The sequence below is a fragment of the Pseudomonas sp. PS02288 genome, from assembly GCF_029959715.1.
Taxonomy (GTDB): domain Bacteria; phylum Pseudomonadota; class Gammaproteobacteria; order Pseudomonadales; family Pseudomonadaceae; genus Pseudomonas_O; species Pseudomonas_O kuykendallii.
In genome coordinates this window covers 94,524-107,410 of sequence record NZ_JASCPA010000005.1, presented here as the reverse complement: position 1 = coordinate 107,410, position 12,887 = coordinate 94,524, and the positions used below count along the sequence as shown (strand labels likewise).

14 protein-coding genes are annotated in these 12,887 nt (G+C 67.8%); 9 read left to right on the top strand and 5 right to left on the bottom strand.

Going from position 1 to position 12,887, the window contains the following annotated elements:
- Positions 1-95 precede the first annotated feature (95 nt).
- The 3 genes from QMX85_RS04270 to QMX85_RS04260 form a co-directional block, all read right to left on the bottom strand.
- The gene (locus QMX85_RS04270; protein ID WP_282338959.1) at positions 96-1,145 is read right to left on the bottom strand and encodes an alkene reductase; all 1,050 of its coding nucleotides are present in this window, start codon (positions 1,143-1,145) and stop codon (positions 96-98) included.
- Positions 1,146-1,168: 23 nt separating this feature from the next.
- Entirely contained in the window at positions 1,169-2,332 is a 1,164-nt protein-coding gene (locus tag QMX85_RS04265) for an MFS transporter (RefSeq protein WP_282338958.1), read from the bottom strand.
- A gap of 76 nt (positions 2,333-2,408) precedes the next feature.
- A complete protein-coding gene (locus tag QMX85_RS04260; protein WP_282338957.1) occupies positions 2,409-2,711 on the bottom strand; it encodes a helix-turn-helix transcriptional regulator in 303 nt (100 codons plus the stop codon).
- A 128-nt stretch (positions 2,712-2,839) separates the two neighbouring features.
- Between QMX85_RS04260 and QMX85_RS04255 the strand changes: the two genes are divergently transcribed.
- Positions 2,840-3,415: an ACP phosphodiesterase gene (locus tag QMX85_RS04255; RefSeq protein ID WP_282338956.1), complete on the top strand. Its 576-nt coding sequence runs from the start codon at positions 2,840-2,842 to the stop codon at positions 3,413-3,415.
- Between the two features lie 107 nt (positions 3,416-3,522).
- The gene (locus QMX85_RS04250) at positions 3,523-4,320 is read left to right on the top strand and encodes a universal stress protein (protein WP_090227510.1); all 798 of its coding nucleotides are present in this window, start codon (positions 3,523-3,525) and stop codon (positions 4,318-4,320) included.
- Between the two features lie 62 nt (positions 4,321-4,382).
- On the opposite strand, the gene QMX85_RS04245 is transcribed toward QMX85_RS04250, so the two are convergent.
- Both QMX85_RS04245 and olsB read right to left on the bottom strand, forming a co-directional pair.
- Positions 4,383-5,141: a lysophospholipid acyltransferase family protein gene (locus tag QMX85_RS04245; protein ID WP_282338955.1), complete on the bottom strand. Its 759-nt coding sequence runs from the start codon at positions 5,139-5,141 to the stop codon at positions 4,383-4,385.
- Positions 5,141-5,896, bottom strand: a complete 756-nt coding sequence (gene olsB / locus QMX85_RS04240) for an L-ornithine N(alpha)-acyltransferase (protein WP_282338954.1) — start codon at positions 5,894-5,896, stop codon at positions 5,141-5,143. Before olsB ends, QMX85_RS04245 begins: the two co-directional genes overlap by 1 nt.
- Before the next feature lie 127 nt (positions 5,897-6,023).
- Here olsB and QMX85_RS04235 point away from each other — a divergent pair, with 127 nt between their 5' ends.
- From QMX85_RS04235 to QMX85_RS04205, 7 genes are all read left to right on the top strand, one after another.
- The gene (locus QMX85_RS04235) at positions 6,024-6,902 is read left to right on the top strand and encodes an acyl-CoA dehydrogenase family protein (protein ID WP_282338953.1); all 879 of its coding nucleotides are present in this window, start codon (positions 6,024-6,026) and stop codon (positions 6,900-6,902) included.
- Positions 6,903-7,098: 196 nt separating this feature from the next.
- The gene (locus QMX85_RS04230; RefSeq protein WP_282338952.1) at positions 7,099-7,641 is read left to right on the top strand and encodes a spore coat U domain-containing protein; all 543 of its coding nucleotides are present in this window, start codon (positions 7,099-7,101) and stop codon (positions 7,639-7,641) included.
- A 29-nt stretch (positions 7,642-7,670) separates the two neighbouring features.
- Complete coding sequence (locus QMX85_RS04225; RefSeq protein ID WP_282338951.1) at positions 7,671-8,189, top strand: spore coat U domain-containing protein; 519 nt, start codon at positions 7,671-7,673, stop codon at positions 8,187-8,189.
- Positions 8,186-8,749, top strand: a complete 564-nt coding sequence (locus QMX85_RS04220; RefSeq protein ID WP_282338950.1) for a spore coat U domain-containing protein — start codon at positions 8,186-8,188, stop codon at positions 8,747-8,749. Before QMX85_RS04225 ends, QMX85_RS04220 begins: the two co-directional genes overlap by 4 nt.
- Positions 8,750-8,763: 14 nt before the next feature.
- Positions 8,764-9,546 (top strand): molecular chaperone, encoded by a 783-nt coding sequence (locus QMX85_RS04215; protein ID WP_282338949.1) that lies wholly within the window; start codon positions 8,764-8,766, stop codon positions 9,544-9,546.
- Between the two features lie 113 nt (positions 9,547-9,659).
- Positions 9,660-11,900, top strand: a complete 2,241-nt coding sequence (locus QMX85_RS04210; RefSeq protein ID WP_282338948.1) for a fimbria/pilus outer membrane usher protein — start codon at positions 9,660-9,662, stop codon at positions 11,898-11,900.
- Positions 11,897-12,880, top strand: a complete 984-nt coding sequence (locus QMX85_RS04205) for a spore coat protein U domain-containing protein (protein ID WP_282338947.1) — start codon at positions 11,897-11,899, stop codon at positions 12,878-12,880. Before QMX85_RS04210 ends, QMX85_RS04205 begins: the two co-directional genes overlap by 4 nt.
- Positions 12,881-12,887: the final 7 nt, after the last annotated feature.

Here is a 12,887-nt window from a genome sequence, read left to right as displayed (position 1 = left end):
GGGCTGAAGCCCACCACCCTACGATGATGTCTCCCAGACTGCGCCGAACAAAAAAAGCCCCGCGACTGCGGGGCTTTTTCATTGCGGCTGATGCCTCACAGGCGCGGGTAGTCGATGTAGCCTACCGGGCCCTGGCCGTAGAAGGTTTCCGGGTGCGGCGTGTTCAACGGCGCATCGGCCTCCAGGCGTGCCGGCAGGTCCGGGTTAGCGATGAAGGGAACGCCGAAGGCGACCGCATCGGCCTTGCCGCTTTGCAGCCAGGCGTTGGCCTGCTCCTTGGTGAAGCGTTCGTTGGCGATGTACACGCCGCCGAACTGCTGCTTGAGTTGCGGGCCGAGGCTGTCGTCGGCTTCCTTCTCGCGGGCGCAGATGAAGGCGATGCCGCGCTTGCCCAGCTCGCGTGCGACGTAGCCGAAGGTCTCGGCGCGGTTCGAGTCGCCCATGTCGTGGGAATCGGCGCGCGGCGCCAGGTGCATGCCGACACGGCCCGGCGCCCATACGCCGAGTACTGCGTCGGTGACTTCCAGCATCAGGCGGGCACGGTTTTCCAGCGAGCCGCCGTACTGGTCGTCGCGCTGGTTGGTCGAGTCCTGCAGGAACTGGTCGAGCAGATAGCCGTTGGCGCCGTGGATTTCCACGCCGTCGAAACCGGCGCGCTTGGCGTTCTCGGCACCCTTGCGATAGGCCTCGACGATACCTGCGATCTCCGCTGTCTCCAGCGCGCGCGGGGTGACGAACTCTTTCATCGGGCGCACCAGGCTGACGTGGCCGGCCGGTTTCAGCGCGCTCGGCGCCACCGGCAGTTCACCGTCGAGGTACAGCGGGTCGGAAATCCGCCCGACGTGCCACAGCTGCAGGACGATGCGTCCGCCGTTGGCGTGCACGGCCTGGGTAATGTTGCTCCAGCCGGCGACCTGTTCCTCGGACCAGATGCCGGGGGTGTCGGGGTAGCCGACGCCCAATGGCGTGACCGAGGTGGCCTCGCTGATGATCAGCCCGGCCGAGGCGCGCTGCACGTAGTACTCGGCCATCAGCGCGTTGGGCACGCGGCCGACGTCGGCGCGGCAGCGGGTCAGCGGCGCCATGATGATGCGGTTGGGCAACTCGAGGTCGCCGACTTTGATGGGATCGAAAAGCGTAGGCATGTTCGTTACTCCGGTTGCGTTGGTCATTCGGTTACAGGCATGAGACGGGCTTTGCCGGCGCTGAAGGTGATCAGCGTGGCGATCAGCGCCAGCACGGCGAGCACGGCGGCGGCCAGGGGGACGCGGGTCAGGCCTAGGCCCTGGTCGATGACCAGTCCGCCGACCCAGGCGCCCAGGGCGTTGCCGACGTTGAAGGCGCCGATGTTCAGGGTGGAAACCAGGTTCGGTGCGTCCTGGCCGAAGGCGACCACGTTGACCTGCAACGCCGGCACGGCGGCGAAGGAGGCAGCCGCCCAGAGGAACAGGGTGACTTCGGTCGGCACCAGGGCGTGGCTGGTCCAGCTCAGCGCGGTGGACACCAGCGCCATCGCGGCGAACACGCCGAGCATCGTGGTGCGCAGGCGCCAGTCGGCCAGACGCCCGCCGATCACGTTACCGACGGTGAGACCCAGGCCGATCAGCAGCAGCGTCCAGGTCACCCCGCGTGGCGACACGCCGGTGACTTCGCCGAGCAGCGGCGCGACGTAGGTGAACAGGGCGAACATCGAGGCGGCGAACAGCACCGTGGTGCTCAGCGCCAGCCACACACCGGCGCCGCTGAGGGCGCGCAGCTCGGCGCGCAGGTCGGTCTTTTCCTCGTCGTGTCTGTTCGGCAGCACTTTCCACAGGCCGATCAGCGCCACCACGCCGATCAGCGTCACCGCCCAGAAGGTCGAACGCCAGCCGGCGGCCTGGCCGAGCGCGGTGCCCAGCGGCACGCCGAGCACGTTGGCCAGTGTCAGACCGGTGAACATCAGCGCCACCGCTGAGGCGCGGCGGTTGGTAGGCACCAGACTGGCGGCGACCACCGAACCGATGCCGAAGAAGGCGCCGTGGCAGAGCGCGGTGACCACCCGGGCGAGCATCAGCAGGTCGTAGTTGGCGGCCAGCGCACAGAACAGATTACCGGCGATGAAGAAGCTCATCAGCACCAGCAGGGCGCCCTTGCGCGGCAGGCGCGCCGTGGCCATGGCCATGAAGGGCGCGCCGATGGCGACACCCAGGGCGTAGCCGGTGACCAGCCAGCCGGCACCGGGGATGGAGACGCGCAGGTCGGCTGCCACCTCGGGCAGCAGGCCCATGATGACGAATTCGGTGGTGCCGATGGCAAACGCGGACAAAGCGAGTACGAGAAGCGAAGTAGGCATGCGCCGGCTCCTGATGTAATTCAGTGGTGGCAGTGGCCAAAGGGCCAGGGCAGGACCAGGTCCTACTAGCAGCTGTTCAAAGCTCGTCGCTCAACTGCTGGAGGAATTCGCGAATCACCGCATCGTTGCGGCTGAAGAAACTCCATTGGCCGATCTTCTTGCTGCTGATCAGGCCGGCACGCTGCAAGGTCGCCAGGTGCGCGGAAATCGTCGATTGCGACAGCCCGGCGCGCGCGTCGATCTTGCCGGCACAGACACCCATCTCGAACGGATGGTCCTGCTCGGTGAAATGCGCGTGCGGGTCCTTCAGCCAGTGCAGGATTTCCCGGCGTACCGGGTGAGCCAGCGCTTTGATGATGCCGTCGAGGTCGAGGGCCATGGGGGTTCTCCGGTGTTCCGGTAAAACGGTATATCGCGATGGAGCGAACTTTATATCGGTATTTCGCGATATGCAAATATATCGATCCAGGACATGACAGCCGGTAGCGTGCATCGCACACTGGGCCGATGAATTACCTCGCACACCTTCACCTCGGCGGCGAGCAGCCGGCGCAACTTCTCGGCAGTCTCTACGGCGACTTCGTCAAAGGGCCGCTGGAAGGGCGCTTCCCCGAACCCATCGAAACGGCGATCCGTCTGCATCGGCGCATCGACGCCTACACCGACAGTCATCCGCTGGTACGCCAGGCCAAGCAGCGCTTCCCGCTGCAACACCGGCGCATCGCCGGTGTGCTGCTCGACCTGTTCTTCGACCACTGCCTGGCACGCGACTGGCCGGATTACGCCGAGCAGCCTCTGGATGCCTTCACCGCGCACGTCTATCGGGTGCTCGCCGGGGAACCGGCGTTGCCCGAGCGCCTGGCTTATGTCGCCCCGCGCATGGCCGCGCAGGACTGGCTCGGCAGCTACCGCGAGTTCGCCGTGCTCGGCCAGGTGATCCAGGGCATGAGCCGGCGCCTGTCGCGTCCGGAGTTGCTGGCCGGCACGCTGCCTCTGCTGAGCGACCTGTACGAGCCGTTGAGCGACGATTTCCGGCTGTTCTACCCCGAACTGCTCGGCTTCGTGCGGCAAACCTCCACCTGAATCCTGCCCGCCGCAGCGCGACTTTCTTCGCTGACCTGTATCAACGGCCCCGCGCGGGCACTCGGGTCGAATAAGCCGCTCGACCCAGGCAGGCACGGAGGAAACACATGGACAGATTGGTGGTGGCAACGGACCTATCCAGCCGCTCGGACCGTGCGCTGCTGCGCGCCGCGCAGCTGGCGGGCCGCTTCGGCTGCGAATGGACGATTCTGCATGTGGTCGACGACGACGTGCCGTCGGTGCTGGTCGAACGGGTGGTCAGCCAGGTCAACGACCTGCTGCTGGCCAAGGCGGAGAAACTGGCCGAGGTCGCCGGCCAGTGGCCGCGGGTGATGGTCGCCAGCGGCAATGTCGAGGAAACCATCATCGAGGTCGCCCGCGGGTTGTCCGCCGAGGTGTTGCTGGTCGGCACGCACCGTCGCCTGGCATTGCGGCAGTTGTTCCTCGGCAGTACCAGCGAGCGGGTGATTCGCAGCAGCCCGATCCCGGTACTGCGGGTCGGCAGCGCGAATGCGCCCTACGAACGGCTGCTGCTGGCACTCGACCTGTCGCCGCGCTCGGCGGACGTGCTGCGCACGACGCGCGCGCTGGGGCTGCTGGAGGCGCTGCATCCGATGGTGCTGCATGCCTTCGTGCCGGGCGAGGGCGCCGAGGCGCAGGCGCGCCAGGCGTTGCGCCAGTTCTTCCGCGGCCAGCATGTCGAGTTCGACGACTACCAGTTGCTGGTGGCCGGGGAGGAACCGCTGGCGATCGTAAGCCGCCTGCCGCTGGAGGTTCAGCCGCAGTTGCTGGCGATCGGCACGCCCGGGCGGGAAACCTCGGATAACCACATGCACGGCAGCGTCGCGGTGGAGCTTCTGCGCGGGCTCGACTGTGACATCCTCTGCGTACCGCCGCGCAGCTAAGCGGCCATGAACAAAAAGCCCCTGGCCGAGTGATCGTCCAGGGGCTTTTTGCTGGTGCCGGCTCAGGCGGCCCGGGCAGCCTCGGGTTCCCCGTAGAGCGCGCGTTCGATGCAGGTGCGCGCCTGGTCGGCCAGTTGCGAGCGACTGCGGCCCAGGCTGGCGATGGGTTCGAGGAACTGGATGCGTACCTCGGCGATCTCGCCGGCGAACAGGCGACGCAGGTGCGTCACCAGCTCGTCGTCGCCGACGAAGGGCGCCAGCGGATCGCGCTCGCCGTCGCGCAGGTAACTGATCGCCAGCGGTTGCAGCGGCCGTTGGGCCTCGATGGCGGCGCCGAGCATGCGCCCGTGGAAGTGCCGCACGCAGGCGCCGTCGCTGCTGGTGCCCTCAGGGAAAACCAGCACCGGCAGGCCCCGCCGCAGCCGGTGTGCCATCGACTGGCTCAGCGCGCCACTGTCGCCGGCGCCACGGCGAATGAACAGGGTGCCGGCCTGCTGCGCCAGCCAGCCGGCGAGCGGCCAGTGGCGCACGTCGGACTTCGACAGGAAGGACAGCGGCGCCAACCCGCCGATCAGCGGGATGTCGGCCCAGGAAACGTGGTTGCTGACCCACAGCATCGGCTGGCGCGGCGGCGTGCCCTCGATGCGCAGGCGAAATGGCAGCGCGCGCCCCAGGTGGGCAAGGAACCGCCGTGTCAGACGCTGGCGCAGCGGCAGCAACTCGCGTCGGGTAAGGGCGCAGAGCAGGGCCACCAGCCCGCCGAGCGCCGCGCCGAGGGCCAGCACAGCGAGTAGCCGGGTAAAGCGCAGGGCGGCGCGCATCAGACGGCCGCCTTGAAGTGACGGGCGTAGCGCGGGCACAGCTCGTCGCGCTTGAGCAGGACGAAAACGTCGGCGCTCTGGAAGTCCGGGTCCCAGCAGGGTTCACCGCAGACCTTGGCACCCAGGCGCATGTAGGCCTTGAGCAGCGGCGGCATCTCGACGATCAGGTTGTCCGGCAGCTCCAGCCGCGGCAGCGGGTTGGTCGGCTCGGCGCGCAGGTGTTCGGTGCTCAGATGGCGTTCGCGCAAGCGCTGCATCACCGCCTGGGCCTGGATGCCGCCGTCGCGCAGGGAGATGCTCGCGCAGCCCATCAGGTAGCGGTAGTCACCTTCGTTCAGCACTTCGGCCAGCTCGCTCCAGAGCACGGCGATGGTGCCGCCGTTGCGGTAGCGCGGATCGACGCAGGTGCGGCCGATTTCCAGCAGCGGACCTTGCAGGCCGTCCAGACCGTGCAGCTTGAATTCCTTCTCGCTGTAGAAGCGCCCCAGGCGGGCGGCGGCACGGTGGTCGAGCAGCCGGGTGGTGGCGACCAGCTCGCCGCTTTGCAGGTCGCGCACGCCGATGTGGCTGCAGTGCCGGTCGAACTCGTCGCTGTCCAGCCCGGCGTCGGCGCCGTCCAGGTGCGCGTCGAACTCGGCGCTGAATACCCGAAAGCGCAGCGACTGCGCCTCCTGCAGGGCTCGCCGGCCGACCAGGCGTTCGGCTTGCAGGCGACGGGCGTGGCGGGTTTCGCGTTCAAGGGCGAGTTGCGTCATGGCAAGCCTCCGGGGGCAGCGGGTTGCGGCCGGTCGGTAATGTTGGGCAAGCTCAGGCTAGGTACCCGTGGTGTCGACCGGATGACCGTTCGGTGACACTTGCATGACGCCCACCGAGGACATCGCTATGCCCTGGCAGCCCCTGCTTGGTTCGCTCGATCGGCTGCCCGCCGACCTGGCCCTGGACGACTGGTACGACGCCCTGCTGCAGCGGGCGGGCGAAGGCTCGCCGATGGAGCTGGCGATGCTCGCCGGACGCTTGGCGGCGACGCCCGGGCTGGCGTTTCTCGGTGGCTACCAGGCTGCGCTTCGCGTGCTCTGGCCATCGGCGCCGGCCAGCCTCGGCGCGCTGTGCGTGACCGAGCAGCGCAGCACCCGGCCGGCGGACATGCAGACGCGCCTGGACGGTTTGCTGCTGGACGGGCGCAAGGATTTCGTCACCGCCGCCGATGCCGCCGACTGGCTGCTGGTCGCCGCGCGCGACGAAGCGCCGGGCGCGTCCCCGCGACTGGCGCTGTGCGTGGTGCGCAACGGCGCACCCGGCGTGCGCGTGGAAAAACTGCCGGCGCTGCCGCTGATGCCCGACATCGCCCATGGCCGGCTGCACCTGCAGGGCGCGCAGTGCCAACGCCTGGCCGGCGATGGCTGGGACGACTACACGAAGCCGTTCCGCACCCTCGAAGACATCCATGTGCTGAGTGCGGTGCTGGCCTGGGTCTACGGCGTCGGCATGGAATGCGACTGGCCGCAGGCGTTGCGCCTGCGTTTGCTGGCACTGCTCGCCGGTTGCGCCGAAGTCGGACGGTTGTGCGCGCGCGCCTCGGCGACGCACCTCCTGCTCGCCGGGCTTTTCGCGCAGATGGATGCCCTGCGCGGCGAACTCGATGCGGCCTTCGCGGCGGGGCCTTCCCACTGGTCCGCCCTCTGGCAGCGGGACGCGGGGTTGCTCAATCTGGCCGCCAAGGCCCGCGCCAGACGCCTGGAAAAGGCCCTGGCGAACGCCTGAGAGAAGGCTGGCAAAGCGCCACCCTAGGGCCCTTAGGGCGCGGCCTTAGGGGGCTCGTAGGGGTTTACCCAATTTCCGCGGTTGACCGGCGTCAATAAAATTCACCCCAAGCGTACCGACACAACGACGTGCATCGCAGCTGATGGGCAGCGCCTCGTGAACCTACCTCTCTCCAGGTACGCCAAGGAGAATGAAGATGCTGTCCAAGAAAATCATCGCCGGCGCCGCCCTCGTAATCGCCTCCCTCTCTGCCGGTTCCGCCCTCGCTGCAGGCACCCTGCAAGGCCAGATGAATGTGCAGATCACCGTCGGTAGCGGTTGCACCGTCACCAACGGTACCAATGACGGTTCCAACAACGCCTTCGGCAACCTGACCTTCGGCAGCTACGCCGACCTCGCCAACATCGTCAACGGTCGCTCGGTCGGCTCGGGCGGCGGCAGCTCCTTCGGCGTCAAGTGCAGCCAGGGCACCGCCTACAGCGTCGCCCTCGACTCCGGCCAGAACGCCAGCGGCAACCAGCGCCGTATGCAGCACAACGGCGAGTTCGTGAACTATGACCTCTACCAGGACACCAGCCGCAGCCAGGCCTGGGGCAACGGGAGCAACGGCGGCACCACGCTGGCCGGCGTCGGCACCGGCAACAACAGCGAGCTGGTCGTCTACGGTCGCGTTCCGGCGCAGACCACCCCGTCGCCGGGCACCTACCTGGACACCGTACAAGTCACGGTCGCCTGGTAATTCCACGCCCGCCTGCGGAGCACTCGACCATGGCCTGGAACTTCTTGCTGCGCGCCGCGCTCTTCGCGGCGCTGCTCGGCGGCTCCTACGCGAGCCACGCCGCCAGCAAGACCGCCACCCTCGGCGTTCAGGCCACCCTGCTGCCCGCCTGCACGGCAGGAAGCAGCGTCTCGGGAACGGTCTCCTTCGATACCCTCAATTTCGGCACCTACCTGACCCTGGACTCGGCGGTCAGCATGGTCGGCCAGGCCGGTTCCGGCGCATTGCGCGTCAACTGCCTGAACAACACCCCGTACCGCGTGCTGATCAGCGCCGGCGGTTCCGGCTCGGTCGCCAATCGCACGATGACCGGCCCTGGTGCGAAGACCCTTGGCTACAACCTCTACACCGACGCCGCTTTCACCACCGTGTGGAACGACAGCACCGGCGTCAGCCGCACCGGCAACGGCCAGGACCAGTGGCTGCCGGTATACGGGCGCGTCCCGGCGCAGGCCGTGCCGCTGGCCGGCGTGTATGCCGACACCCTGACCGTGACGATCAGCTGGTGAAAAGGCGGCCTGGATTTCGCGCGCGCCTGTGCCTGGCCTGCCTGCCGGCGGCCCTGGCGGGAATGCCGGGCGCGGCATCGGCCGATACCGGCAGCAATGAGCTGACCCTGACCGCCAGCTTCCAGCTCAGCGCCGCGGTGCAGGCCGGCTGCGTGCTCGGTGGCGGCGGCACCGACGTCACCAGTTTCGGCAGCATCGACTTCGGCCAGCTGGCCAGCCTGAGCGCCGACGTCAAGGTGGCGAGCACCGTCAGTGGTGGCTCGATCCAGCTGCAATGCACGCCCGGCACCGCGCTGACCATCTCGCTGAACAGCGGCGCAAATGCGGCCTCGGGTGCGCGCTACATGGCTAAAGGCAGTGAGCGACTACGCTATCAGTTATATCAGGACGCCTCGTACGCCACGGTGTGGGGCGACCAGAACAGCGGGACGCCGTTGAGCATGACCTTTCCCGCCGGCGGCACGCTGTCCCTGCCGGTGTACGCACGTCTGTTCGCCAGCAGCCCGTTGCCTTCGGCCGGTCTGTATTCCGACGTGGTGACCGTGACTGTCACCTACTGAGAACGAATCCTCCCATGCCTGATGCCCGTTCCTCCCGTCATCTCCGTACCCTCCGGCGCCTGCTCGGCGTGCTGGGTTTCTCCGGTCTGCTGGGCAGCGCGCAGGCCGCCACCTCGGTGCTGATCTGGCCGATCAACCCGGTCATCGAGGGCGAGGGCAGCGGTGTCGCGCTCTGGCTGGAAAACCGTGGCGACGCGCCGGTGAAGCTGCAGACGCGCGTACTCGACTGGAAGCAGCAGGGTTTCGCCGACCAGCTCGGCGCGCAGCAGGGCGTTGTCGCGAGCCCGCCGATCATCAGCGTCGAACCAGGCAAGCGTCAGTTGATCCGGCTCATTCGCCGGCAGCCCGCGCCGCCGGGCGTCGAGCAAGCCTACCGCGTGCTGGTGGACGAGCTGATCCCGGAAGGCGGCCCCCAGGGCGACAAGGCCGGCGTGCAGTTCCAGATGCGTTACTCGGTGCCGCTGTTCGTCTACGGCGCCGGCCTGGCCGCGCCAAAGGACGGCGCCGCCATCGCCGATGACAAGGCGGCCGCCGTGGCCCTGAGCTATCGCGTGGAGAGCGAAGGTGGCCGCCGCTGGTTGCGCCTGCACAACGCCGGCAGCGTTCACGCGCGACTGTCCGAGGTTCGCCTGGTCCAGGGCGGCAAGGCCGTGCCGGTTGCCGAGGGGCTGCTCGGTTACGTGCTGCCCGGCGCCGACATGCGCTGGCTGATGCCGGAGGCTGTGCAGCCCGGCGCGTTCACCCTTGAGGCACGGGTGAACGAGCGCAGCGATCCGCAGACCATCGGTGCTCAGTAGCAGGTAGGGCCAGCGTGCGGGGGCTGATATGGAGTGTTTTGCGGGCGTGTCGCCGATCGCTGCTGCTGTGCCTGTGCATCGTCGGCACGGCTGCGTCGGCCGACGAGGAGCCGATGCAGCTGTTCCTCGAGCTGGTGCTCAACGAGCTGCCGACCGGGCAGATCATCGAGGTGCAGGCCGTCGGGGAGCGCTATCTCGTGGCGCGGCGTGACCTGATCGCCGCCGGCCTCAAGCTCGAGGCCGAGGGCGCCGACCCCGTCTCGCTGGACAGCCTCGCCGGCGTGCGCAGCACCTACGAACAGGAGATGCAGCAGCTCCGGCTGGACGTGCCGGTCGAATGGCTGCCGCGCCAGCAGATCGGCGTGAGCAAGAGCAGTGAACGGGTCGAGGCCGTCACCTCGCTGGGCGCGTTGTTCAACTACGACGTCTATTACAGCAACACCGAAGGCGGCAATGCGCTGGCCAGCGCGTTCACCGAGCAGCGCGTGTTCGGCGAAAAGGGCGTGTTCTCCAACAGCGGCGTCTATCGGCGCAGCTTCGGCGGTGTTCGCGATCTCGACGGCTACTACCGCTACGACAGCTTCTGGCGCTTCAACGATCAGCAGTGCCTGCTCAGCTATGCCGCGGGCGACGTGGTCAGCGGCGCGCTGACCTGGAACAGCGCGGTGCGCCTGGGTGGCGTACAACTGTCGCGCAACTTTACCCTGCGTCCGGACCTGATCACCTATCCGATGCCGCGATTCTCCGGCGACGCCTCGGTGCCGAGCACCGTCGACCTGTTCATCGACAACACCCGGGTCAGCAGCGAGACCCTCAAGCCGGGGCCGTTCACCTTCAACAGCGCGCCGGTGATCAGCGGCGCCGGCCAGGCCACCGTGGTGACCACCGATGCGCTGGGTCGCCAGGTGGCGACCACGGTGCCGTTCTATGTCACCAATACGCTGCTGCAGAAGGGCCTCACCGACTATTCGTTGTCCCTCGGCCGGCTGCGGCAGAACTACGGGCTGGAGAACTTCTCCTACGGGCGCTATGCCGGCAGCGGCACCTTCCGCTACGGCCTCAACGACCGGATCACCCTGGAAAGCCACGCCGAAACCACCAGCGGCTTCCAGCTGACCGGCGTCGGCAGCACCTTCTCGGTCGGCACTTTCGGCAGCGTCACCTCCTCAGTCAGCCAGAGCCGCTACACCGACAGCGGCCAGCAATACAGCCTCGGTTACAGCTACTTCTCGCGCCTGTTCGGCGTTTCGGCGCAGCGCGTCGAGCGTACCCGTGGCTACGCCGACCTCAGCGTGGTAGAGGCGCTGGACGCGCGTCCGCTGGACAACTTCCTGCTCAAGCGCAGCGACCAGGTAACCCTGACCTTCAGCCCGTCAGGGCTTGGTTCGGTCGGCCTCGGCTACTTCGCCAACCTGGCGCAGGACGGCAACAGCACCCGGCTGATCAACCTGTCCTGGTCGCGCACCCTGTGGAAGAACATCAGCTTCTACGTATCGCTCAACCGCGTGCTGGACGAGGACGGCTTCGCCGCCCAGGCGCAGGTGGTGGTGCCCTTCGACATGCTCTCGACCCTCAGCGCCAGCACCGACCGCAGCCGCAGCGGGCGCTATTCGCAGCGGGTCAACTACAGCCGCAACGCACCCAGCGAAGGCGGCGTGGGGATGAACCTCGGCTACGGCAGCGGCGACAGCGAATACGCCCAGGCCGACTTCACCTGGCGCAACCAGAGCGTGCAGTTGCAGGGCGGCGCCTACAACGATGCTGGCGATATGACCCACTGGGGCGACGCCAGCGGCTCGCTGGTGGCGATGGACGGCGGCCTGTTCGCCACCAACCGGGTCGACGATGCCTTCGTGCTGGTCAGCACCGAGGGCTATCCAGGCGTGCCGGTGACCTTCGAGCACCAACTGATCGGCGAGACTGATCGCAACGGCCATCTCCTGGTGCCCTGGGTGCCGTCGTACTACCGCGGCCAGTACGAGGTGGATCTGCTGAACCTGCCGAGCAACGTGGTCGCCGGCGACACCCAGCAGTTCATCGCGGTGGGCGAGGGAAGCGGCGCGTTGCTCGCCTTCACGCTGCGCCGGCAGTTTTCCGCCAGCGTCGTGCTGGTCGACGAAAGCGGCGCATTCCTGCCCCAGGGCGCGGTGGCCACGCTGGTCGGCGGCACCGGGAGAAGCCAGGTCGGCTGGGACGGCGTGGCCTACTTCGAGAACCTCGCCGCGCACAACGAGCTGGACGTACGGACTCCCGAGGCTGGCCAGTGCCGCGCCCGTTTCGACATCGACCCGCAGATCGCCGAAATGGCGCAGATCGGCCCCCTGACCTGTCATCGAACCACCGGAGCGCCATGAACAGAGTTTCCCCGATGTGCCGCTGGCTGCTGCCGATGCTTCTGCTGGCCGGCCTGACGCTGCAACAGGCCGCGGCCTGCAACACCACGACCTCGGACATCAACCTGGGAACCACCAGTTCGCTGACCCTGCCCACCACCACCTCGCAGGCGGCAGGGGCGGGCGGGCTGACCTGCAGCGGATCGCTGCAACTGGTGACCGGGGCCTACCTGCGCGTCACCCTGCTCAGCAGCACCCTGGTGCTGACCGGCGACCAGGGCGGCAGCGTGCCCTTCAACCTGTACTCCGACAGCGGCTACACCCAGGCCATGCTGGCCGGGCAGACCCTCACCCTCGGCGCCACCAACCTCCTGGCTATCGGCGGATCGGGCATCAGCGTGCCGCTCTATGCGCGCACCCAGCTCGGCGCCAACGTGCCGGCCGGCACCTACACGGGGACCGTCTCGGTGCGCTGGTACTGGGCGATCTGCCCGTCCGGCGTGCTCAACCTGTGCACCTGGGACACCAGTCCCGGAGTGGTCCAGCCGACCGGAACGGCCTGCGTGCTCAACTGCACGCCGACCAACTGGGGAACCGGCGCACTGGCCCAGATCAGCGTCAAGCTGGTCGTCACCAAGGCGTGCCAGCTGAGCACGCTGGCGGCGGTGGACTTCGGCGCGCAGGCGCTGGTATCGCAGTTCGCCCAGCGCACCCAGACCGTGGTGGTCCGCTGTACCAACACCGAAGGCTTCACCCTGGGCTTCGGCAATGGACAGAACTACCAGGCGCCGTGGCGACAACTGGCCAGCGGCGCGAACCGCCTGCGCTACAACATCTACCGGCCAGACGGGGTCACCGTGGTGAATACCGCGACGCCCTTTCCCGCGGTGGGGACGGGCAGCAGCCAGAGCTTCGAATTCAAGGCGATCATCGACCCGACCCAGGCCAACGTACCGGTGGGAACCTACATCGATAACGTGGTGTTGACGGTCAGCTACTGAGCCGACG